17 protein-coding genes are annotated in these 23,594 nt (G+C 67.3%); 13 read left to right on the forward strand and 4 right to left on the reverse strand.

Annotated elements, in window-relative coordinates:
* Positions 1-133: 133 nt before the first annotated feature.
* The 5 genes from ACMZPQ_RS00075 to ACMZPQ_RS00095 all read left to right on the forward strand — a co-directional run bounded on the left by ACMZPQ_RS00075 (position 134) and on the right by ACMZPQ_RS00095 (position 10,159).
* Positions 134-808 (forward strand): DUF1449 family protein, encoded by a 675-nt coding sequence (locus tag ACMZPQ_RS00075; RefSeq protein ID WP_197582007.1) that lies wholly within the window; start codon positions 134-136, stop codon positions 806-808.
* Positions 805-2,823 carry a flotillin family protein gene (locus ACMZPQ_RS00080; RefSeq protein ID WP_197582005.1) on the forward strand — a complete coding sequence of 673 codons (2,019 nt, stop codon included), beginning with the start codon at positions 805-807 and terminating at the stop codon, positions 2,821-2,823. Before ACMZPQ_RS00075 ends, ACMZPQ_RS00080 begins: the two co-directional genes overlap by 4 nt.
* An 84-nt stretch (positions 2,824-2,907) precedes the next feature.
* Complete coding sequence (locus tag ACMZPQ_RS00085; RefSeq protein ID WP_197582003.1) at positions 2,908-8,301, forward strand: DNA repair ATPase; 5,394 nt, start codon at positions 2,908-2,910, stop codon at positions 8,299-8,301.
* Between the two features lie 26 nt (positions 8,302-8,327).
* The gene (locus ACMZPQ_RS00090; RefSeq protein WP_414486131.1) at positions 8,328-9,005 is read left to right on the forward strand and encodes a hypothetical protein; all 678 of its coding nucleotides are present in this window, start codon (positions 8,328-8,330) and stop codon (positions 9,003-9,005) included.
* A gap of 44 nt (positions 9,006-9,049) precedes the next feature.
* On the forward strand, positions 9,050-10,159 hold the full coding sequence (locus ACMZPQ_RS00095) for a toxic anion resistance protein (protein ID WP_197582000.1): 1,110 nt from the start codon (positions 9,050-9,052) through the stop codon (positions 10,157-10,159).
* A gap of 31 nt (positions 10,160-10,190) precedes the next feature.
* On the opposite strand, the gene ACMZPQ_RS00100 is transcribed toward ACMZPQ_RS00095, so the two are convergent.
* The gene (locus ACMZPQ_RS00100) at positions 10,191-11,075 is read right to left on the reverse strand and encodes a LysR family transcriptional regulator (RefSeq protein WP_197581998.1); all 885 of its coding nucleotides are present in this window, start codon (positions 11,073-11,075) and stop codon (positions 10,191-10,193) included.
* 96 nt (positions 11,076-11,171) lie between these two features.
* Between ACMZPQ_RS00100 and trpB the strand changes: the two genes are divergently transcribed.
* The 6 genes from trpB to ACMZPQ_RS00130 all read left to right on the forward strand — a co-directional run bounded on the left by trpB (position 11,172) and on the right by ACMZPQ_RS00130 (position 17,073).
* Positions 11,172-12,389, forward strand: coding sequence for a tryptophan synthase subunit beta (trpB, locus tag ACMZPQ_RS00105; RefSeq protein WP_197581996.1), 1,218 nt, complete (start codon positions 11,172-11,174; stop codon positions 12,387-12,389).
* Positions 12,386-13,072 (forward strand): hypothetical protein, encoded by a 687-nt coding sequence (locus tag ACMZPQ_RS00110; protein ID WP_197581994.1) that lies wholly within the window; start codon positions 12,386-12,388, stop codon positions 13,070-13,072. The genes trpB and ACMZPQ_RS00110 overlap by 4 nt, the downstream gene beginning before the upstream one ends.
* A 1-nt stretch (position 13,073) precedes the next feature.
* Positions 13,074-13,883: a tryptophan synthase subunit alpha gene (gene trpA, locus ACMZPQ_RS00115; protein WP_197581992.1), complete on the forward strand. Its 810-nt coding sequence runs from the start codon at positions 13,074-13,076 to the stop codon at positions 13,881-13,883.
* 215 nt (positions 13,884-14,098) lie between these two features.
* Positions 14,099-14,974 (forward strand): acetyl-CoA carboxylase, carboxyltransferase subunit beta, encoded by an 876-nt coding sequence (gene accD, locus ACMZPQ_RS00120; RefSeq protein ID WP_197581990.1) that lies wholly within the window; start codon positions 14,099-14,101, stop codon positions 14,972-14,974.
* Complete coding sequence (glmM, locus tag ACMZPQ_RS00125; protein ID WP_197581988.1) at positions 14,974-16,335, forward strand: phosphoglucosamine mutase; 1,362 nt, start codon at positions 14,974-14,976, stop codon at positions 16,333-16,335. Before accD ends, glmM begins: the two co-directional genes overlap by 1 nt.
* Positions 16,336-16,590: 255 nt before the next feature.
* Entirely contained in the window at positions 16,591-17,073 is a 483-nt protein-coding gene (locus ACMZPQ_RS00130; RefSeq protein WP_197581986.1) for an RcnB family protein, read from the forward strand.
* 48 nt (positions 17,074-17,121) lie between these two features.
* Here the strand turns inward: ACMZPQ_RS00130 and ACMZPQ_RS00135 are convergent, their stop codons facing one another.
* From ACMZPQ_RS00135 to ACMZPQ_RS00145, 3 genes are read right to left on the reverse strand one after another with little or no spacing between them, the layout of a single operon-like run.
* Complete coding sequence (locus tag ACMZPQ_RS00135) at positions 17,122-17,979, reverse strand: polysaccharide deacetylase family protein (protein WP_197581984.1); 858 nt, start codon at positions 17,977-17,979, stop codon at positions 17,122-17,124.
* Positions 17,972-19,117 carry a glycosyltransferase family 4 protein gene (locus tag ACMZPQ_RS00140; protein WP_197581983.1) on the reverse strand — a complete coding sequence of 382 codons (1,146 nt, stop codon included), beginning with the start codon at positions 19,115-19,117 and terminating at the stop codon, positions 17,972-17,974. The genes ACMZPQ_RS00135 and ACMZPQ_RS00140 overlap by 8 nt, the downstream gene beginning before the upstream one ends.
* A 16-nt stretch (positions 19,118-19,133) precedes the next feature.
* Positions 19,134-21,014, reverse strand: a complete 1,881-nt coding sequence (locus ACMZPQ_RS00145; RefSeq protein WP_197581982.1) for a sulfatase-like hydrolase/transferase — start codon at positions 21,012-21,014, stop codon at positions 19,134-19,136.
* Positions 21,015-21,210: 196 nt separating this feature from the next.
* On the opposite strand from ACMZPQ_RS00145, the gene ACMZPQ_RS00150 reads away from it, so the two are divergent.
* Together ACMZPQ_RS00150 and tpiA are read left to right on the forward strand one after the other, a co-directional pair.
* Entirely contained in the window at positions 21,211-22,146 is a 936-nt protein-coding gene (locus ACMZPQ_RS00150; protein WP_312646498.1) for an isopenicillin N synthase family dioxygenase, read from the forward strand.
* 669 nt (positions 22,147-22,815) lie between these two features.
* Positions 22,816-23,571: a triose-phosphate isomerase gene (gene tpiA / locus ACMZPQ_RS00155; RefSeq protein WP_197580416.1), complete on the forward strand. Its 756-nt coding sequence runs from the start codon at positions 22,816-22,818 to the stop codon at positions 23,569-23,571.
* Positions 23,572-23,594: the final 23 nt, after the last annotated feature.

Here is a 23,594-nt window from a genome sequence, read left to right on the forward strand (position 1 = left end):
TTGAGCCTGCACGCATTCTTCACATAGGATGGACCCAAGCGCGCCTGCCATGAAGGCCGGCGCGGGGATCAACGGAGCGCGCACGGCGCGCCCCGAACGGGCGGCCGCCGCCCACAGCCCAGGAAGGCAAGCGATGCAGGAGTTCCTCACCGTCGTGCTCGGTTACCCGACGCTGCCGTACAGCATTCTGCTGATGGTGTCGGTGATGTATTGGGCGGTTGTGGCGTTCGGCCTGGTCGATGATGGTTTCGGCGATCTCGGCGCCGATGGCGCACTCGAGGCTGGGACCGACCTCAGTGGCCTGTCGGCCGTTCTGGCGCGTTGGGGGCTGGGTGGCGTCCCGATCATGGTGGTGGTCACCCTGCTGGGCCTGTTCGGCTGGCTCATCACCTATTTCATCCATCTGTTCGTACTGCTGCCGCTGCCGGACCTGCTGCGTTGGGGCCTGGGTACGCTCGTGGCGGTGCTGGCACCACTGCCTGCGGTACCCATCACCGCGCTGATCCTGCGCCCGGTCCGTCGCTTCCTGCTGCGCCTGCGGCCGGTGCCGCAGGCGTCGCTGCTGGGTCGGATCGGCGTGGTCGCATCGCCGAAGGTGGACGCACGCAGCGGTCATGCCAATGTCGATGATGGCGGCGCCGGGCTGGTGCTGCAGATCCGCAGCGACACCGAACTGCAGCGTGGCGAGCGCATCGTGCTGGTCGAGCACATGGCAGAACAACACTACTACCGGGTGGTCCGCGCTGATGCGATCGCCCTCGATTTCCAGGACAACCTGCTTCCGGGCAACAAGGAGAATCATCAATGACGTTGGCGTCCCTCTTACCGATCCTGGCCGTCGCCGGCGGCCTGCTCGTCCTGTTGCTGGGCGTGGCCGGCCTGTTCAAGGCCTTCTACCGCAAGGTCGACCAGGGCGTGGCCCTGATCGTCAACGACATGAGCTCCACGCCCAAGGTGCACTTCACCGGTGCGCTGATCATCCCGGTGCTGTACCGCGCAGAACTGATGCGGATCAGCCTGATCACCCTGCAGATCGACCGCCGCGGGAAGGAAGGCCTGATCTGCCGCGACAACATGCGTGCCGACATCGCGGTGGCCTTCTACCTGCGGGTGAACGAGACCCAGGCCGACGTGCTGCGCGTGGCCAAGGCCATCGGTGCCGACCGTGCGTCGGACAAGCATGCCGTCGATGAGCTGTTCAACGCCAAGTTCTCCGAAGCGCTGAAGACGGTTGGCAAGAAGTTCGACTTCACCGAACTGTTCGAGAAGCGCCAGGAATTCCGCGACGAGATCATCGCGGTAATCGGCAACGACCTCAACGGCTATGTGCTGGAAGACGTGGCGATCGATTACCTGGAGCAGACCCCGAAGTCGTTGCTGGACCAGTTCAACATCCTCGACGCCCAGGGCATCCGCAAGATCACCGAGCTGACCGCCGCGCAGAATGTGGTGACCAACGAGCTGGAGCAGAACGAGAAGCTCGCCATCACCAAGAAGAATGTGGAAGCCCGCGAAGCGCTGCTGGCGCTGGAACGTCAGCAGGCCGAAGCCGAAGCACGCCAGAAGCGCGAGATCGAGACCATCCGTGCGCGCGAGGAGGCCGAGACCGCCAAGGTGCAGGAAGAACAGCGCCAGCTGTCCGAGAATGCCCGGATCGAAGCGCAGCAGCTGATCGAGATCCGCGACCAGAACCGCCTGCGCGAAGTGGAAGTGGCCGAGCAGAACCGCCAGCGTGCCGTGGCCATCGAAGCCGAGCGCGTCGAGCGTGCACGCCAGCTGGAGCAGGTCACCACCGACCGTGAAGTGCAGTTGCAGGGCGTGGAGCGCGACAAGGTGGTCGAGCAGGGCAAGATGGACGTGGCCAACATCACCCGCGAACGCATCTCCATCGACAAGACCGTGGCGCAGGAAGAAGAGCGCATCAAGGAAGTGCGCGAGGTGTCCGAAGCAGATCGCCAGAAGCAGGTGCTGATCCTGGAAGCCGAGGCCAAGGCACAGGAGTCGTTGGTGCGCGAAGTGAAGGAAGCGCAGGCGCGTGAAACTGCCTCCAAGCATCGTGCGGTGGAACTGACCACGCTGGCCCAGGCCGAGCACGAAGCGGCCGGCAAGCAGGCCGAAGCCAAGCGCCTGCTGGCCGATGCCTACCGTGCCGAACAGGCCGCCCCTGGCCTGGCCGAAGCACAGGTGCGTGAGGCCTCGGCGCTGGCCATCGAGAAGGTCGGCATCGCCGAAGCCCGCGTGATCGAAGCCAAGGCCGAAGCCAGCCTGAAGCAAGGCAGCAACGAAGCCCGCGTGCTGGCCGAGACCCTGCAGGCGCAGGCGCAGGGTGAGGAGAAGATGGGCTTGGCCCGTGCCACGGCCACTGAATCGCTGGGCAATGCCGAAGCCGGCGTGGTGCAGAAGAAGCTGCTGGCCGAGGCCGAAGGCCTGGTGCGCAAGTTCGAGGCGATCGCCTCGCTGAGCGACCAGGCGCGTGGCCACGAAGAGTTCCGCATGATGCTGGACAACAGCCTGAAGCAGGCGCTGGCCTCGATCGAAGCCGGCAAGGAAGTCTCGCGCGAGAACGCCAATGTCATCGCCAGTGCGTTGCGCAACGCCGATATCGACCTGGTCGGTGGCGACGGTGGCATGTTCGAGAACCTGGTCAAGGCGGTGTCGCTGGGCAAGTCGATCGAAGGCTTTGCCGGCAAGAGTCCGATCGTGCAGGAGCTGATGCAGCGCTACCTGGGCGTGGCGGTGGCCGAGCCGGCACCGCGCCAGATCACCGAGGAAGCCGAAGCGGTGCCCACCGTGTCGGCCACCGTGGTCGACAGCGCCCGTTGATGCATCGGGCGATGGCCGCGCCGCCATCGCCCGCCCGCGCCGGTCGCAACTGCGGCCGTCCGCCCGTGAGCCGGAAGCCTGCTGATGTCTGAAACCCATCCGTCCGCCGAATCCACCGCAGCGGAGGCCGGCGGCAACACCGTCGACCAGGCCGTTGCCCAGGGTGGCGCCTACGAAGTCCTGCGCCGCCGCCTGGCCGAGCAGGGCCAGCGCCTGCAGGGCCTGGCCGAAACGCTCAACCACCAGCGCCTGGCCGAGTTCGGCGACAGCCGCCTGGAAGTGGTCGGGCGTTTCCGCATCCGCAGCGAGAACAACTGCGTCGGCCGTGACATCGTGCAGGTGGGCCCGGACCGCCTGCTGTTCGGCTACAACGTATTCATCGGGCTGAAGACCCAGACCCGCATCGAAGATGTGTTCGGCCTGTACCGGCTGGTGCAGGGCAGCGATGGCTACGACGTCGCTGCCCTGGAGCTGAAGGGCAGCTTCCTCGACCAGCCGGGGTTCGTGCACGATTTCAACGAGCTGTATGCCTACTACAAGCACGCGCGCCTGCTGCAGTTGATCGTTGTGGGCGACAAGCTGCTGGCCTCGTTCCAGATCGGCGAGCGCAGCAGCGATGTGCGCGTGTTCCGCTGGGCGCTGTCGCGCGATGGCGAACTGACCTATCTGGATGCGCGCGGTGAGCGCGATATCGCATTGCCGCCGCCGTTCGACTTCGAATGGACCAAGGCGACCCGCGACCTGGCGGTCAATGGACGCCATTCACACCTGAACATCCTCGATACCCTGTTCGTGGAGACCACCGGCGGCGACCTCACCATCAAGGTCGAGAACAATACCGAGACCGGACAGGGCATCTACAGCGAGCCGGTCGAGGACAGCACGCAGTCGCTGGACGACGCCCAGTTCGAATTCGCGCGGGTCGGTTCGCTGGTGTTGCTGAAGGTGTTGCCGTACCGCGAGACGGAGTGGCGTGGCCTGATCTACAACACGCTGACCGGCGGCATCGTGCGCAACGATGCGATCGTGCAGGCCTGCGTGCAGCTGCCCGAAGACCACGGCGTGATCTTCCCGGGCGGTTATTACCTGCAGGGCGGCGAGCACAAGGCGTTCGACGCCTCGATGGCCGGCATGCAGTTCAAGCGCAGCATCCGTTCGCCGAACGGCGAGGACGTGCTGTACATCTTCTACGAGCGCGAAGGTGGGCGCTCGGCGCTGTTCGTCTACAACACCATCCAGCGCGTGCTGCAGAACCCGGTGTTCGGCCATGGCTACGCCTTGATGCAGGACGGGCGCATGGTGCTGTTCCACGCTGAGGGCAGCGAACCGACCCGCATCCATCCGATGCAGGTCTGGCAGACCCCTTTCAGCAGTGACGAGTTTGCCGCCAGCCGACCGCCCGGCAACACCTTCATGGGCCGTATCGGCAACGCCGAGCTGGTGCGCGGCATCTCCAACCTGTTCAACCTGGCGCGCGAGATTGAAGGCCAGGACGTGTCGGTACAGCGCTACCAGCGCCTGGTGGCCGATACCCGGCGCCTGTTCGATGCACACCACTGGCTGGGCGATGACGCCTGCGATGGCGCCGAGGTCCTGCTACGGCAGATCAGCGCCACCGGCGAATCGGTGCTGGACGAATACGAGAAGGTGCAGTCGATCCGCCAGCAGTCGGCGCAGGCGATGGTCGAGGCAGAGGCCGCGCACAAGGCGCTGCTGGGCCGGCTGCAACCGCAGAACTGGAGCGAAGTACAGGCCTTCGTCGAGGCCCTCAATGCGATCACCGCATTGCGTGGGCGGCTGCTGACCATCCGCGAGCTGCGCTACATCGACACCGTGCGCATCGAGACGATGACGGCCGAACTGATGGAGGCGCAGGACCATGTCGGCGCCGCCACGGGTGAGTTTCTCGCCGGTGATGCCGCGCTGGTGCCGTTGACCACGCGCCTGCAGGTGCTGGATGAAGCTGCCCAGCAGGCGCAGAGTGCCCGCCAGCTGGATGAGCAGCTGGAGGGGCTGCGCGGGATGGCAGCCGACCTGGACATGCTGTCCGAGCTGATGGCCGGCCTGAAGGTGGACGATGCCACTGCCCGCACCCGCGTGGTCGAGTCCATTTCGGTGCTGTACGGCCGCCTCAACCAGGCCCGCGCGCGCGCTGATCAGCGCCGCAGGTCGCTCGGTTCGGCCGAGGCCGTGGCGCAGTTCGCCGCACAGTTCGCGCTGTTCTCGCAGTCGATCACCAGCGCGCTGGCCCTGGCCACCGACCCCGAGCGCGCCGACGAGCAGCTGTCGCGCCTGCTGGTGCAGCTGGAGGAACTGGAGAGCCAGTTCGGCGAACACGAGCAGTTCCTCGGCGACATCCTCAGCAAGCGCGAAGAGCTGGTCGAAGCCTTCGAAACGCACAAACAGGCACTTCTGGATGACCGCCAGCGCAAGGCGCGTTCGGTCCTGGATGCGGCCAACCGCATCCTCGACGGCTTGGCCAAGCGCACCGAGCGCTTCGCCACCGCCGATGAACTCAACGCCTTCTTCGCCGGCGATCCGCTGATCCTCAAGCTGCGTGAGCTGGCCGAGCGTCTGCGCACGCTGCACGACAACGTCAAGGCCGACGACGTCGAGGCGCGCCTGAAGGGCGTGCGTGACCAGGCGGTACGCCAGCTGCGCGACCGCAGTGATCTGTACGAAGCCGGCGGCAACGTGGTGCGGCTGGGGCCGCGCCATCGCTTCAGCGTCAACACCCAGGCACTGGACCTGACCCTGCTGCCGCGTGGCGATACGCTGGCCATCCATCTGACCGGCACTGATTTCCTGGAAACCCTGCACGATCCGGAGCTGGATGCGCTGAAGCCGTTCTGGCCGGTGACGCTGGACTCTGAATCCCCCACGCTGTATCGCGGCGAGTATCTGGCCGGCAGCCTGCTGATGGCCGCGCAGGAGGGACGCGACGGCCTTGATCTGGCCATGCTGCAGCACGACATCGCCAATCCCGATGCGCTGGATCAGCGCGTGCGTGCGTTCGCCGCACCGCGTTACCGCGAAGGCTACGAGCGAGGCATTCATGACCATGATGCCGCGCTGATCCTGCGTGCGTTGTTGCCCTTGCAGCAGGCCGCTGGCAGCCTGCGCCATTCACCACGGGTGCGTGCGCTGGCGCTGCTGTTCTGGGCGGGCGAGCAGCGCCACGAGACGGTGGCGCAATGGTCGGCGCGGCAGGTGGGCGCCGAAGCGTTGGCGCGCCTGCTGGGGTCCGACGAAGGGCGCCTGGCGTTGCGTGCCGAAATGGCCGAGGCGCTGCTGGCGTATGCGCAGTCCCACGCGTTGCCGTTCGATGCCGATGCCGCGGAGGCCGCAGCCGCCTACCTGGGCGAAGAACTGGCGGCGGGCGATCCGGTGTTCAGCAGCAGCCGCCATGCGGTGGCACTGCTGGAGGCATTGGCGCAGCAGCTGGAGCAGGCCGGGCAGCGCGAGGCGGTCGAACGCGCCCTGCAGCGCAGCCAGGATTCGCTGGCCGCGCGCTGGGCACTGGCCGGGCAGTGGCTGCGTGCGCTGGCGCGGATGCCGGCGCATGCCATGCATGCCGGTTATGTCGATGAAGCTGCGGCGTTGCTGCTGGTGCAGCGGCAGCTGCGCACCCGCGCCAGCGACGCCGCGTTGCAGTCGGAGGTTGCTGGCCTGCTGGGCGAGCACGCGCGCATCAGCAATGGCACGCTGGTGGTGTCGCTGGATGACTTCCTGGTACGCCTGAAGCAGCACCTGCGCCATTTCGTGCCAGCGTTCCATGCCTATCAGGCATTGCGCCAGGGCATCATCGGCCGCGAGCGTGAGACCCTGCGGCTGTCCGAGTTCAAGGCGCGGCCGCTGTCCTCGTTCGTGCGCAACAAGCTGATCAATGATGTCTACCTGGGCGTGATCGGTGACAACCTGGCCAAGCAGATGGGCACGGTCGGCGAGAACAAGCGCAGCGACCTGATGGGCCTGCTGATGATGATTTCGCCGCCGGGCTACGGCAAGACCACGCTGATGGAATACGTGGCGCACCGGCTGGGTCTGGTCTTCATGAAGATCAACGGTCCGGCGCTGGGGCATGAGGTGCGCTCGCTGGACCCGGCACAGGCACCGGACGCGACCTCGCGGCAGGAGCTTGAGAAGCTCAACCTGGCGCTGGAGATGGGCAACAACACCATGCTGTATGTGGACGACATCCAGCACACCCATCCCGAGTTCCTGCAGAAGTTCATCTCGCTGTGCGATGGCACCCGCCGTATCGAGGGCGTGTGGCGCGGTCGCACCCGTACGTACGACATGCGCGGCAAGAAGTTCTGCGTGGTGATGGCCGGCAATCCGTATACCGAGTCCGGCGAGGTGTTCAAGATCCCGGACATGCTGGCCAACCGTGCCGACATCTACAACCTCGGTGATGTGCTCGGTGGCATGGAAGCAGCCTTTACCCTCAGCTACATCGAGAACAGCCTGACCTCCAATCCGGTGCTGGCGCCGCTGGCCACGCGCGACATGGCTGACCTGTACGTGCTGGTCGACCGCGCGATGGGCAAGGACGTTTCGACCAACGGCCTCAGCCACGCTTACAGCAGCGCGGAGATCAACGAGATCACTGCGACCCTGCAGCGCATGCTGCGCGTGCGCGACGTGGTCTACCGGGTCAACCAGCAGTACATCGCCAGTGCTGCACAGGACGACCGCTACCGCACCGAGCCGCCGTTCCGCCTGCAGGGCAGCTACCGGAACATGAACAAGCTGGCCGAGAAGATCTCGCCGGTGATGAACGAGGACGAGCTGCAGCAGTTGATCTCCGACCACTACCTGGGCGAGGCACAGCTGCTGACCACCGGCGCCGAAGAGAACCTGTTGAAGCTGGCCGAACTGCGCGGCGTACTGGATGACGCGCAGGCGCAGCGCTGGGTACAGATCAAGCGCGACTTCCTGCGCAACAAGGCCATGGGGGCTGACGACGGCGATGTTGGCGGGCGCGTGGTCGCACAGTTGGCCGATATCGCCAACGCCCTGCAGCTGCCACCGCCGGCGCCGGAAGCGATCGCCGTTGCGGACCCGGCGCCGTGGCCGGCGTTGCTGGACGCCTTGCATCGCCTTTCTGAAACACGCGCCACCGCCGCGCCGGTCCCGGTCGCGGTCGCGGCAGCCCCCAGTGTGCCGGCCACGATCCTGGCCGAAGACCTGCAGGCGGGCCTGGCGCCGCTGGTGGAACTGTTGGCGGCGTCGCAGGCGCAGCAGGTACAGGTGTCGCAGACCCTGGCCGCGTTTGCCGGCTGGGCTCGACAGCAGGTGGAGCGTGGTGCACCGAGTGCCTTGGTGGCGCAGCGTGCGCGCGTGCGCCGTGCCGCGACGCCGGAGGAGCGGGCACTGGATGAGGCCCTGATGCGCCACTTCTACGGCGAGTCATTGCCGCCGGAAGACGGTGATGCCCCTCCGGCATCCACGCCGAAGCCGCCACCGCTGCCGTGACCACGCAGGCGCCACTGCCATCACCGATGTTGCCGGGCACGCCCGATGTCGCCGTGCTGGCCGACTATGGTGCGCCGTTGCTGGAGGCGCTGGCACGGCGCGAAACGACGTTGCCGCCGGGCGCGGGCGAGGGCCTGGTGGCCGCGCTGGCACGCATCGCGCTGGCCCTGCAGGCCGCCAACCCGGCACAGATCCGGCAGCAGGAGGGTTGGTGGGGTCGATTGCTGGGGCGTGATGTCGCCCGCGAGGCAGAAGGGCGCGCGCTGCAGTCGCAGCTGGGCGTGCTGGCCCTGCAGGCGCGTGAGCAGGCCCAGCACCTGCAGCAGCACATGCAGCTGCGGGCCATGGCCATCATTGAACATTCAGAGGCGGCCGCCGCGCTGGATGGCTGGGTCGAACGGGCTGCGCCGCTGCTGGCGGCGCTGGATATCGCCGGGCAGGCCGCGCTGTCGCAACGGCTGGACCATCTTCGCCGGCTGACCTCGCTGCGCCGTCTGGAAGCCGGTCAATGGCAGCTGTTGCAGGACCAGGACAACGCACTGCTGCACCGCTTCGCCCGCATCCATGACGTCCTGCTGCCGGCCTGGCGGCAGGCCGCACTGGCAGGCCAGGCCGCTGCGGGCGCTGCGCTGGCCGGCCAGGCCGCCAGGTTGCATGCACAGATCGATGACGAGGTGGCCGCGGCTCAGGCTAGACTGCCTTGAGCCAGCTGCCACTGCCGCTTACCCAACTGCAAGGAGACTGCCCGATGACCCAGGACAGCCAGACCCCCGGTGCCCTCGTGCCCGGCACGACCACCGCCGCTGGGCTCGATGAAGGCGCACTGCAGGCGCTGGGACTGCTCCGCGAGGATCTGCCGCGCATCGCCGAGATCCGTCTGGAGCTGGAAGATCTGCGCCCGGGCAACCTGCAGGTCTTCGGTCGCGAAGCGGCCACGCGCACCGCAGCGTTCTCCAGCCAATTGCTGGATCAGGTGCGCAATCGTGACCTGGATGCCAGTGGCGACAAGCTGGGCGAAGTGGTGCGCATCGCACGCAGCCTGAAGCTGGACGGCTTCGCCCAGCGGTCGAAGGTGCCGGTGATCGGTGGCCTGATCGACCGCCTGCGCGTATCCAAGGGCGAGCTGGTGCAGAAGTTCAGCGACACCAACGCGCAGATCGAGCAGTTGCTGGGCGACGTCGGCGTGCAGCAGGCCTTGATGGGCAAGCGCGTGGGCGAATTCGACCGCATGCACGACATCGTCCGCGAAGAACGCCATGCGCTCGGCCTGTATGCGGCTGCGGGCAAGCAGCGGCTGGGCGAACTGCAGGCCGAACAGCTGGCCGGGCAGGGCAGTGAGGATCCGCAGCAGCGCATCCGCCAGGGCGAGATCGACAACGCGATCCGGTTGATCGAGAAGCGCGTGTCCGACCTGCAGCTGATGCAGCACGCCGCCGACCAGTCGCTGCCGATGATCCGCCTGATCCAGGCCAACGCGCTGCAGCTTATCGAGAAGTTCAACACCGTCCGCGACATCACCATTCCGTCGTGGAAACGCCAGTTTGCCATCCAGCTCTCGCTGGGCGAACAGAAGGCGGCGGTCGAACTGTCCACCGCCATCGACGATGCCACCAACGAGCTGATGCGCCGCAATGCCGACCTGCTGCGCCAGGCTTCGGTGGATACCGCGCGCAGCAACCAGCGTGGGGTGATCGACGTGGCCACGCTGCGCCATGTGCACGACCAGCTGATCGCCACGGTGGAAGAAGTGCGCAGCATCCACCGTGAGGGGATGCAGCAGCGGCAGCAGGCGGAAGTGGAACTCTCGCGCCTGCGCGAGGACCTGCAGCAGCGGCTGGCCGCACCCACGGCACCCTGATCGATCCGAGCAGCGTCGAGCAAGCTCGACGCTACAGTTGCTGCACCAACCAATCGGCCAGTGCATCCACGCGTGCATCGGCCGGTCCATCCGGCCGCGCCAGCACCCAGAAGCCGCCCGTGGCGGCAAATCCCCACGGCGCGATCAGCCGCCCTGCCGCCAGATCTTCGGCCACCAGGGGCTCCGGTGCGATCGCCGGGCCCAACCCGGCCACCGCTGCTTCCAGCAGGTAGTACAGATGCTCGAACGCGGTACCCAACTTCAGCGCCGAGGCGTCCAGGCCATGTGCCTGTGCCCACGAGGGCCACGCCTGCGGCCGTGAACTGGTATGCAGCAGCGTCTCCTGCAGCAGTGCCGACGGCGGCACATGGCGCAGGCGCTGCGCCGCCGGGTGTGACGGCGCCACCACCACGCCGACCCGCTCCGGCGCCAGCTCGCGCACCTGCCAGCCCCGTGGCCACGGCCCCTGCGCCAGCAGCAGGACCGCATCCAGTGCCGCCTGCGCCTCGGTGAAGCTGCCGTCCAGTGCTGACCACTGCAGGCGCACGCCGGGCAGGGCGGCTTCCAGTGCCGGCAGGCGCGGAATCATCCAGCGCGCCAGCACGCTGCCGCTGCAGCCCAGTACCAGCGCCGGTGCCGACGCAGGCCGCCGCAGCTCGCGCACGCAGGCTTCGATGCCGCTGAAGGCTTCGCTGCATGCCGCCTGCAGGCGCGCGCCCGCAGCGGTCAGGCGCAGGCCGCGACCGGCGCGCTGGAACAGCGCCAGGCCAAGGTGGTCCTCCAGCAGCTTCAACTGCCGGCTGACCGCACCGTGGGTGACATGCAGGTCCTGTGCGGCGCGACCCACGCCGCCGAGCCGGGCGGTGGCCTCGAACGCACGCAGCGCATTGAGGGGCGGAAGCAGGGAGCGGCTCATGTGAGATTTCCTGACGATATGCGCCAGATAATATCCATTTTCCGGTCATGACCCGTGCGCTAGAGTATCCACCTGTCTGAACCACCGGTCCCTGCCATGTCTGCCTCCCCCATTGCCGACTACCACGCCTTCCCGGATGCCCAGGGTCACTTCGGCCGCTACGGCGGCAGTTTCGTTGCCGAAACCCTGGTCGGTCCGTTGCAGGAACTGGCCCAGGCCTATGACCAGGCCCGCCAGGACCCGGAATTCCAGGCCGCCTACGATCGCGACCTGGCCCATTACGTGGGCCGTCCAAGCCCGATCTACCACGCCCAGCGCCTGAGCGATCACGTTGGGGGCGCGCAGATCCTGCTCAAGCGCGAGGACCTGAACCACACCGGCGCGCACAAGATCAACAACACCATCGGCCAGGCGCTGCTGGCGGCGCGGATGGGCAAGAAGCGCATCATCGCCGAGACCGGCGCCGGCCAGCATGGCGTGGCCAGTGCCACCGTCGCCGCGCGGCTGGGCCTGGAGTGCGTGGTGTACATGGGCGCCACCGACATCGAGCGGCAGAAGATCAACGTCTACCGCATGAAGCTGCTGGGCGCGACGGTGGTGCCGGTCACCTCCGGCTCGGCCACGCTGAAGGATGCGCTCAACGAAGCGATGCGCGACTGGGTCACCAACGTGCAGGACACCTTCTACATCATCGGTACCGTGGCCGGCCCGGACCCGTACCCGCGCATGGTGCGCGACTTCAACGCCATCGTCGGCCGCGAAGCGCGCGAGCAGATGCTGGCCGAGTACGGGCGCCTGCCCGATGCGATCACCGCCTGCGTCGGCGGCGGCAGCAATGCCATCGGCCTGTTCCATGCCTTCCTCAACGACCGCCAGGTCGAGATCTTCGGCGCCGAAGCGGCAGGTGATGGCATCCACACCGGACGCCATGCCGCGTCGATCGCGGCCGGTCGCCCCGGCGTGCTGCATGGCAACCGCACCTATGTGCTGTGCGATGACGATGGCCAGATCATCGAGACCCACTCGGTGTCGGCCGGCCTGGACTATCCCGGCGTCGGCCCGGAACACGCGTTCCTGGCTGACAGCGGCCGCGCGCGCTACCTCGGCATCACCGATGAGGAAGCGTTGCAGGCCTTCCATCTGCTGGCCCACACCGAGGGCATCCTGCCGGCGCTGGAATCCAGCCACGCGCTGGCACAGGCGATCAAGCTGGCGCGTGGGCGTCCGCGTGACCAGATCGTGCTGTGCAACCTGTCTGGCCGTGGCGACAAGGACGTGCACACCATCGCTGCGCGTGAAGGCCTGGAGCTGTGAATCCGGTGCTGCGCCATGGCGGCGCGCTGGTGCTGGCGGTGGGGTTGGGCGGTTGCAAGCCGCCCGATCCGCCGCTGCTGGCCCCCGCCGCGGCGGCACCGGCGGCCATCGCGCCGGCACAGCACCCGGCCAGCAACGATGACATGGCACATCGGCCGATCGATGACGCCCCTGTGCCGGTTGCCACCCCGGAGGTCGACGAGGACAGCGCACCGGCAGTGGTTTCGGTGGCCCTGGACCATGCCGGTGAAGTGCTGATCGGCCAGCCGTTCAGCGAAGTCCAGGCGGAAGGCGCCTGGCATTCGGCCGGGTTGCACGAGGCCACGCAGGGGCGCTGCGAATACTACGAGCGCGGCACGCTGCCCGAAGGCGTGGCGATGATGGTGCAGGACGGCGACGTGGTGCGCTTCGACCTGGCCCCGATCGACGATTCTGGGCAAGTGGTGATCCAGCCGGGACCGTTCGGCCTGCGCCTGGACATGGCACGCGCAGAAGCGCTGCGGCTGCTTCCGCGCGGTGCCACCGCGCAGCCGTATGGCGAGGATCCGGAAGCCGGCGAGAGTCTGCTCTGGCAGGACCCGGGCTCGGACCTGGCGATCCGCGTGGAGATCGTCGATGGCGTTGTATCGAGAATGTACTGGGGCGCCAGCGGCGCCGTTGACCTGATTGAAGGATGTACCTGACATGTCCGTTGAGCGTATCGATGCCTGCTTCTCCCGCCTGCGTGCCACTGGCCGCAAGGCACTGATCCCCTTCGTCACCGCCGGTGATCCCTCGCTGGAAGCAACCGTGCCGGTCATGCACGCGCTGGTCGATGCCGGCGCCGATGTGATCGAACTGGGCGTGCCGTTCTCCGACCCGATGGCTGATGGCCCGACCATCCAGCGCAGTTCCGAGCGCGCGCTGGCACGGGGTGCCGGAAGCCGCTACGTGCTGCAGGCGGTAGCCCGGTTCCGTGAGCGCGATGCGCAGACACCGGTGGTGTTGATGGGCTATCTGAACCCGGTGGAGATCCACGGCTACGCCGCGTTTGCCAAGGCGGCCGTCGAGGCTGGCGTGGATGGCGTGCTGCTGGTCGATCTGCCGCCGGAAGAAGCCGGTGAGGCGCAGCAGGCCTTCGATGCGGCCGGCTTGGCGCTGGTCCTGCTGGCCTCGCCGACCACCAGCGAGGCGCGCGCCGACGAGCTGCTGGCACTGGCCCGTGGCTACCTCTATTACGTCAGCTTCGCCGGTGTCACCGGTGCCTCCGAGCGCCTGGACAGCGATGCCGCCAGTGCGCGCCTGCAGGCCCTGCGCGAACGCGCTGCGGTGCCGGTGGTGGCTGGCTTCGGCATCAAGGATGCCGCCAGTGCCGCCGCGATGGCGCGGCAGGCCGATGGCGTTGTGGTCGGCAGTGCGCTGGTCGCGGCGCTGGCCGAAGCCGGCTCGGCTGAAGACGCGGCCCAGCGCGCCCGGGCCTTCCTTGCCCCGCTGAGGCAGGCGCTGGACGGGTAACGGTCGTGCCGGCCGCCTGCCGGCATCCTCCGCAGCCGCCCGCATGCAGTGGCTGCCGGCCAATGTCCGGCGCCGCCACGGGGCTAAACGTACGTCCCAGCATGGTTTTTTCCGCCCGCCCGGAGCCCGGCAAGGGGTGCACGGGCGGGGAAAGCGGAGCTAGACTGTCCGCCTTTGCGGCCTTTGGGCCGCCCTGAACGGAAGTGTCCTCCCGCATGAGTTGGCTCAGCAAGTTGATGCCGTCTGGCATCCGCACCGACAACACCCCCAGCAAGAAGCGCAGCGTCCCCGAGGGCCTGTGGGAAAAGTGCAGCAGCTGCGGCAGCGCGTTGTACCGGCCGGAACTGGAAGAGAATCTTGAGGTCTGCCCGAAGTGCGGCCACCACATGGCCATCCGTGCCCGCGCGCGCCTGGCCGCGTTGTTCGACGCCGACAGCACCACCGAGATCGGTGCGCGGCTGGGCCCGACCGACCTGCTCAAGTTCAAGGACCAGAAGAAGTACAGCGAGCGCATCAAGATCGCGCAGAAGAACACCGGCGAGTATGACGCGTTGATTGCCATGCGTGGCCTGCTCAAGGGCCGTGCGCTGGTCGCCTCGTCGTTCGACTTCGCCTTCATGGGCGGTTCGATGGGTTCGGTGGTCGGTGAGCGCTTCGCACTGGCTGCGGAAACCGCGGTCGAGATCGGCGCGCCCTACGTGTGCTTCTCGCAGAGTGGCGGCGCACGCATGCAGGAAGGCCTGTTCTCGCTGATGCAGATGGCCAAGACGTCGGCCGCGCTGGGCAAGCTGCGTGAAGCCGGCCTGCCTTACATTTCGGTGCTGACCCATCCGACCACCGGTGGCGTGTCGGCGTCGTTTGCGATGCTGGGCGACATCAACATCGCCGAACCGCAGGCGCTGATCGGTTTCGCTGGCCCGCGCGTGATCGAGCAGACCGTGCGCGAAAAGCTGCCCGAAGGCTTCCAGCGCTCGGAGTTCCTGCTGGAGCACGGTGCCATCGACCAGATCTGCGACCGCCGTGAACTGCGTGACCGCCTGTCCGACCTGCTGGCGATGCTGGGCCGCCAGCCGGCGCCAGAGGTCGCGTGATGGGAGGCCGCAAGTACTTCGGTACGGACGGCATCCGCGGCCGGGTCGGCGAGGGGGTGATCTCGGCCGACTTCGTGTTGCGCCTGGGCAATGCGCTGGGCCGGGTGCTGGTCGCCCAGCGCGGCCAGGACGGGCACCGTCCGATCGTGGTGATCGGCAAGGACACGCGTATTTCCGGCTACATGTTCGAAGCAGCGCTGGAGGCAGGGCTGGTCGCCGCCGGCGCTGACGTGCAGCTGCTGGGGCCGATGCCAACCCCGGCGGTGGCCTTCCTGACCCGCACGCTGGGCGTGGATGCCGGCATCGTCATCAGCGCCTCGCACAACCCGCATTACGACAACGGCATCAAGTTCTTCTCCGCCCAGGGCGAGAAGCTCGACGATGCCACCGAGCTGGCCCTGGAAGCGGCGCTGGACGTTCCGTTCACCACCGCCGAATCGGAAAAGCTGGGCAAGGCAGCGCGTGCGCGCGAGGCGGTCGGCCGCTACATCGAGTTCTGCAAGGCCAGCGTGCCGCGCGCGTTCGATCTGCGCGGTGTGCGCCTGGTGCTTGATTGTGCCCACGGCGCCACCTACCAGATTGCGCCGTTGCTGTTCCGCGAACTGGGTGCCGAAGTGATCGGCATTGGTGCCGAACCGAACGGTGTCAACATCAATGCCGGCGTCGGTTCCACCCATATCGACAATCTGGCGGCCAAGGTCCGCGAGACCCGCGCCGATCTCGGCATCGCCTTCGATGGTGACGGCGATCGCGTGTTGATGGCCGATGACCAGGGCAATCCGGTTGACGGCGACGACCTGCTGTACATCCTGGCGCGCGCGTGGAAGACCGAAGGCCGCCTGCGCGGCCCGGTGGTCGGCACCTTGATGAGCAACTACGGCATCGAGAAGGCATTCGCCGATCTGCAGATTCCGTTCGTGCGCAGCAACGTGGGCGATCGTTACGTGCACCAGGCGCTGATCGAAGGCGGTGGCGTGCTCGGTGGCGAAGCCTCCGGTCACCTGCTGTGCCTGGACCGGGCAACCACCGGTGATGGCATCGTCAGCGCCCTGCAGGTCTTGGTGGCACTGCGCAACAGCGGGCAGACCCTGCGCCAGTCGCTGAAGGGACTGCTGCGGGTACCGCAGAAGACGGTCAACGTGCGCCTGGGCAATGTCTCGGCCAAGGCCACCGTGCAGGCCGACAGCGTGCAGGCGGCACTGGCCGTCGCGCAGCAGTCGGTGGCCGGCCGTGGTCGTGCCTTCCTGCGGCCATCCGGTACCGAGCCGGTGGTGCGGGTCACCGTCGAAGCCGATGATGCGGTGTTGATGCAGGAAACGCTCGATCGCCTATCCACGGCCGTGCGTGAAGCGGCCGCCTGATTCCGACGATCATACACCCGGGTACCACGACATGGCCGCTCTGCGGCCATGTTGCTTTCCAGCGGGGTGACTGAACCGATCGCCACCCGCTATCACGTTCAGCTGCGGCTGTGCGCTTTGTGACATGGCGTGAACGATGCGCGGCGTATTTCCGGAATCAGGATCTCTGGCCTGCATGCAGGCTCTGCGCAGGCAGGGACCCGGTCGGAGCCGTTCGTGCTCCATCCTTCCACTCCTGTTGCAAGGACCCTGACCATGAACACCTCATTGCGCTACAGCCGCTGCCTGCTGGCAGGTGCGCTGCTGGTGCTGCCTTTGCTGGGCGGCGTTTCGGTCGCCAGCGCAGAACGCCGTCCCGAAGGTGGACCCCATATGTCCGCTCCGCGCGAGGAGCCGATGCGCGCGCCGTGGGGCTACCCGCGGATGGAGCGCCCGCGTGAGCTGGGCAATGCCCGGCCGGCGTTCCGCGAGGAGTACCGCCACAACTTCCGCGCCGATCATGCCTTCCGCATCGGGCCCTACCATCCACCGGTGGGCTATGCCTACCAGCGCTGGCACTACGGCCAGTTCCTGCCGCGTCCGTACTGGATCGGCGACTACATCCTCAACGACTTCTGGCTGTTCGGCCTGGACATGCCGCCGATGGGCTACGAATGGGTGCGTTACGGGCCGGATGCGCTGCTGATCAACACCGGCAACGGCGAGATCGTGCAGGCCGTGTACGGGCGCTTCTTCTGAGACCAACGCAGGCCTCCCGCGCCGCAGCGGGCGGGGAGGCCCTTGCGCTCACGGCCCCGGCACCATCTTCTTCTGGCGCGCCTTGAAGCCATTGAACAGCGGTGCGATCAGCGGGGTGTAGCTCTGCGCGATGCGCTTGCGCAGCCAGCTCGCCGGGCGGTTGCGGATCGCGAAGCGGTAGATGCGTTCCGGGTCACCACCGATCACGTTGCGGCCGAACGGATGGGTGGTGTGCAGGTAGCGGAAGCCGTGCTCGCGCGCCACGTCAATGTGGTCCTGGTCGAAGTCGCCATACGGCCAGCACAGCGTATCGGACACTTCGCCCAGCTTGTCCTGCAGCACGCCGCGCGAGATCGCCAGGTCCTGGCTCAGGCCCGCGCGCCGCTGCGCACGGTCGAGGTCGTTGCGGCGCAGCCACCGGGTGTGGGTGTGGGTGTGGCAGTGCACTTCGAAGGTGCCGGCGGCAATGGCCGCGCGTGCTTCGCTCCAGCGCATCATCACGTCATCGCTGCGATCCTGTTCGTAGATCGCCGCTTCGCAGCCGCGATGGTCCGGCGTGGCCGGCAGCGTCGCCCCGGCAATGCCGGCGTGCGGGCGCTCCGGGCCTTCGCCCATCCAGCCGGTCACCACGAACACCACGGCGTGCATGCCGTACTTCTGCAGGATCGGGTGTGCATACACCCAGTTGTCCAGGTAACCATCGTCGAAGGTGATCACGATCGACTTGCGCGGCACCGGCGTGCCGGCCAGGAAACCGGCGTACTGGTCCAGCGTCAGCGAGGTCCAGCCATTGCTGGCCAGCCATGCGATCTGGCTCTCGAAGTTCTCCGGTGACACGGTGATCATGCCCGGCGACGGGCTGACGTGATGGTGCATCAGCACCGGTACGGTTCGGGCATCAGCCATGTCCCAGCTCCTTCAGCCACTGCTGGTAATAGTGTTCGGTGGTTTCGCCGTGGCCAGCCGGGGTGAAGCGGTGCGCGCTGCGCATCCAGTCCCAGCCGGCGCGACCCATCTGCCGGCGTCGTTCCGGATCATCCACCAGCAGGCGCAGGGCGCCGGTCAGGGCTGCATTGTCGCCCAAACGCGTGAGGATTGCGTTGCTCCCATCGACCACCATCTCCGGCACGCCGCCGACGCGCGTGGCCACGATCGGTACGCCGACATAGGCCGCTTCCAGGAACACGGTGCCTGCAGCTTCCTTGTGCGAAGCCAGGGCGAAGACATCGAAACCTGCCATCAGGCGGCAGGCACCGTCGCGGTAGCCCAGCAGATGGACCTGCTGCTGCAGCCCATGTTCCGCGCACATCGCCTGCAGCCGCTCCATCACCGGTTGGCCGTCGCCCACCACCACCAGGTGCAGGTTCGGGTTGGCCTTGCACAGCGGAACCATCGCCTGCAGCAGGTCGGCATGGCCCTTGGGTTCACGCAACACCGCCACGCAGCCCACCACCACGTCCTGCTCGCCGAAGCCGAGTTCGGCGCGGACTTCGGCGCGCACCTGCTGCAGGCGCTGCCAGGGGTTCTCCAGGCGCATGTCGCTCCAGCGCGGCGGCACCGCGATCGGCGGCACGATGCCGATGTGCTCGGCCGGGATGCCGCGATCGGCGAGCAGCTGCTTGACGAAGCTGCTGACGGTCAGCACCCGGTGCGGGAGCCCGGTGTAGGTCAGCAGCGAGTTGACCGGGCTCATCAGGTGGCGCGAGCGCACCACCAGCGGCGTGCCGCCCAGGCGGGCGCCGGCGGCGGCGATCAGGGCGTCGCGACGGCTGGTGGTGTTGACCACGTCGTAGCGTTCGCGGCGCACCAGCCGCGAGACCGACCAGATGCCACGCAGCAGGCGTGCCAGGCCGCCCATGCGCAGGGTGTGCACGGTGAAGCCATCATCGCGGGCCAGCTGGGCCAGCCGCGCGTCGGGCTGGCACAGCAGCGACACCGCATGGCCGCGCGCGCGCATGGCCTGCATGTGGCGGAAGATGTAGATCTCCTGGCCACCCATTCCCTTGGCGGCTTCGGTGTGCAGGATGCGCAGAGGACGTTTCATGGGGCGATCCTTGTAGTCAGCGGTTGCGGAAGCGGGTCAGCGCTTCCCATGCGGTACGGACGGCAGCGGCATCCGGGGCCTGTTGCGGCAAGGGGCGGTAATGCAGGTCCAGTGCCGTGGCATTGCCGAATTTGTCGAACACGTAGATGGCATCACCGTGGCGGACGGCGCGTTGCGACCAGCTCTCCACCACCAGTGCGCGCTCCCCTGCGGGCTCGGCCAGCAGGTCCTGCCCGGTACTGAAATCGGACAGCGCGTTCTCGCAGCCAAGTGCATGGCGCATCAGCGTCGGCACCCAGTCTTCATGCGAGCTGGTGCGGGTTTCGTGTCCCGCTGCCTGGCCGGGCCAATGCAGCACGAACGGCACCTGCAGCTGGTAGTCGGAGAAGTTGCCGTTGTGGCCCCAGTAGTTCAGCTTGAGGTCGTTGAATTCTTCGGCGTGATCGCCGGTGACCAGCACGATCGTGTCCTGCTCCAGGCCCTGCGCACGCAGGTCGTCCAGCAGCGTGCCCAGCAGGCTGTCGGCGTAGTGCACCGCAGTCCGGTAGCGGTTCAACTCCGGGGTCGGATCGTGATCCGGACCGAATTTCAGGAAGTCGATGTCCCCGGCCATCGGCGTCGCCAGCGGCGGATAGCCTGCGGGGATGTGGTACGGCGCATGGGTGGAATCGAGGAAGACGAAGCCGAACCAGGGGGCATGCGCGGCCTGGCTGGCGCGGATGTCGTTGCGCAGCGCGGCCACGATGCTGCGGTCACGGCCTTCCGAACGCAGGCCGGGTGGTCCCTGGTGCAGCTGGTCGCGCACGTCGGCGAACACGGTGCGGTCGAATTCCGGGCTGTACAGCGGCGCACTGCCATACAGATGCAGGTCGTAGCCCTGCTGCTGCAGTACCTTGAACAGCTGTGAGCCGCGCTGTTCGTCGAGCATGCTCGGCCAGTAGCCGCCCGGCAGCCCGTAGAGCAGGCCGAACAGGCCGTAACGGGTGGCGTTGCCGGTGCTGAAGTGGCGGTCGTACACGCGTGCGGACCGGGCCAGTGCCGAAGTGTTGGGCATCACCTGCGCGGTGAGCGCATCCTGCCGCAGCGATTCCAGCACCACCATCAACACGTTGGGGCGGTGCGGATTCTGGCAGCGCAGTGGCTGCAGCGGATACAGCAGCTGGGCGTGACGCGGATCGGGCAGGCCGACCTGCTGTTCGCTGACCACGCCCAGCCGGCGCATGAAACTCTTGGCGGTGATCGGCTGGGCCCAGGGCAGGTAGTTCCACTGGGCGATCACATCGCGGTCGCCGCGCGCGTCGTAGTAGGCCGTGGCGACCTGGCCGCTGGCCATCAGCACGACCACCACCGCCCATGCCTGCAGGACCCGGCGTCGGCGCGGCGCGGCCGGCAGCAGCTTCCAGCAGGCCCAGGCCAGCAGGCTTTCGGCGGTGAAGAGGGCGGCCACCAGCACGCCGACCTGCAGCCAGGTCTTCCACGACAGGGCGACCTGGTCCTGCAGCGCACCGCCGAACACCATGTTCACGACCATGGCGTTGAGATGGAAGCGGTACAGGGTGAAGACCTTGGCATCGACCAGCAGCAGGCACAGCCACAGGCCCTGCAGCAGCACTGCGCTGATGCTCAGCGTGCGCGCGCTGCGCGACCACAGGCCCAGCAGCAGCGGCAGCAGGCCGGCCAATGCGCCGAACGCCAGCAGGTGGCCGGGCAGGGCGATGGCAAGATAGGCAAGGCCCTGGCTGCCACCCGGGTTGTCCTGCAGCGGCACGTTGCCCAGAGTGATCAGCGCGGCAATGGCCGCGTTGCCCGCCACGAACAGCGACCACCACGCCAGCTGGCGCCAGCGGAGGGCCTGGCCTGCGAGGGGGAGGGCGGCGGTGTCTGAAGCGTTGGGCATGGTGCGGGGCGGGTCGGGATGGCACGGGTGGAACGCGCGGCGACAACGTAAGGGATTCGTTAAAGTACTCGCGGGTCGCGCATTGTATCGGTTTGTTTCCTTGTGCCGGGTAGCGTCCGCCGGGCGATCTGTCACAATGTTCAGGCGGGCCGTGAATGCGCTGGCCCCCCAGACCAACGACAAGCCAGGAACCGCTGTGAGCCAGATCCCCACCCTCGACATCACCCGTTTCGACAGCGACCGCGAGGCCTTCGTGGCCGAGCTGGGTGCCGCTTACCGCCAATGGGGATTCGCGGGCATCCGCAACCACGGCATCCCGCAGGCCGAGATCGACGCGGCCTACGATGCCTTCAAGGCGTTCTTCGCCCTGCCTGACGAGGTCAAGCGCAAGTACCACGTGGCCGGCAGCGGCGGCGCCCGCGGCTATACCCCGTTCGGTGTGGAAACCGCCAAGGGCTCCAAGCACTTCGACCTGAAGGAGTTCTGGCATATCGGCCGTGAAATCGCCGATGATTCCAAGTACCGCGAGGTGATGGCGCCGAACCTGTGGCCGACCGAGGTCGAAGGTTTCCGTGAGCGCGGCTACGGCCTGTACCAGGCGCTGGACAACCTGGGTTCGCGCGTGCTGTCGGCGCTGGCCCTGCATATCGGCCTGCCGGAGGACTTCTTCGCCGACAAGACCAACTTCGGCAACTCGATCCTGCGTCCGATCCACTACCCGCCGATCACCACCGACGACATCCCGAACGTGCGCGCCGGTGCCCACGGCGACATCAACTTCATCACCCTGCTGGTCGGCGCCAGTGCCGCCGGCCTGGAAGTGCAGTCGCACGATGGCGAGTGGGTGCCGTTTACGTCAGACGCGGACACCATCGTGGTCAACATCGGCGACATGCTGCAGCGCCTGACCAACCATGTGTACCCGTCGACCATCCATCGCGTGGTCAACCCCCCGGGCGAACTGGCCCGCCAGCCGCGCTATTCGGTGCCGTTCTTCCTGCACCCGAACCCGGATTTCCTGATCGACGTGCTGCCGTCGTGCATCACCGCCGAGAACCCCAGCCGGTACCCGGAGGCGATCACCGCCCATGGCTTCCTCGAGGAACGCCTGCGCGAGATCAAGCTGAAGTAATGAAAAGGCCGCCGAAAGGCGGCCTTTTTCTTTGCTGGGCTGCGCCCTGCACCCGCAGGGGCCAAAGCCAAAGCCAAAGCCAAAGCGGCTCTGGGTTTCTGCGGGTTGGGCGGGGCGGTGTGGGTCGGCAGGACACGCCGTGAACCCATCCCTGGGGGCTCGATGGCGCCATCCATGGCGCCAACGGTCCTGCCAACCCACACCGCCCCACCTCCGACAGTCTCCCGGTGACGGTGGGTAAATCGGGATTTGCGGTAGGTGTCGACCTTGGTCGACACGGTAGATCCACGCCATGCGTGGATGAGATCTGTCAGGTATCGAGGGCGGGGAGCGGGCTCGGCTTCTGCCTTTGATCTTCTTTTTTCTTTCCGTGGCGGGCGGAACCGCCGGAATCTGTCAGAGGCCGAGCGGGTGGGGCTGCGCAGGGGCGTGAGCCGCATGGATGCGGCGACCGAGCTTACAGGGACGTACTTGCAGCGACCCCTGCGCAGTCCCACCCGCCCGGCCAAGACCCAGATCCAACCGGGCTCTCTGCGACCCACCCAACCCCAAACCCGCCACGAGGGGTCGCGCCGTTGGCTGAAAATCCATGTAACCGCTTACACGGAAACGGATTTTTGCCGTAGCGGGTATCATGACCGGCTGACTTCACACAGGAGCCACCCGCTCATGCGCCGCAAGATCGTCGCCGGAAACTGGAAGCTGCATGGCAGCCGTCAATTCGCCAATGAACTGCTGGGGCAGGTGGCCGCCGGGCTGCCGCTGGAGGGGGTGGACGTGGTGATCCTGCCGCCGCTGCCTTACCTGGGCGAGCTCGTCGAGGACTTCGGCGACACCGGCCTGGTGTTCGGTGCGCAGGACGTCAGCAGCAACGAGAAGGGCGCCTATACCGGCGAGGTCTGCGCGGCGATGCTGCACGAGGTGGGTGCCCGCTATGGCCTGGTCGGCCATTCCGAGCGCCGCCAGTACCACCACGAAAGCAGCGAGCTGGTCGCGCGCAAGTTCGCTGCGGCCCTGCATGCCGGCCTGGTGCCGGTGCTGTGCGTAGGCGAAACCCTGGAGCGGCGCGAGGCTGGCCAGACCGAAGCGGTCATCGCCAGCCAGCTGGCGCCGGTGCTGGAGCTGGTCGGCGCGGCCGGCTTCGCCCAGGCCGTGGTGGCCTATGAGCCGGTCTGGGCGATCGGCACCGGCCGCACCGCCAGCAAGGAGCAGGCACAGCAGGTGCACGCGTTCATCCGTGGCGAAGTCGCGCGTATCGATGCTAGAATTGCTGATTCACTGCCCATTGTTTACGGCGGTAGCGTGAAGCCCGACAATGCCGGGGAACTGTTCGCGCAGCCGGATGTCGATGGTGGGCTGGTCGGCGGTGCCTCCCTGGTGGCCGCGGACTTCCTGGCCATCGCAAGGGCGGCGGCCGCGAACTAATCCTAGAAGTATTGTCCGAGGGC

Origin of the sequence: Stenotrophomonas maltophilia (genome assembly GCF_047497515.2) — a bacterium.
In the GTDB taxonomy this organism is placed as follows: Bacteria; Pseudomonadota; Gammaproteobacteria; order Xanthomonadales; family Xanthomonadaceae; genus Stenotrophomonas.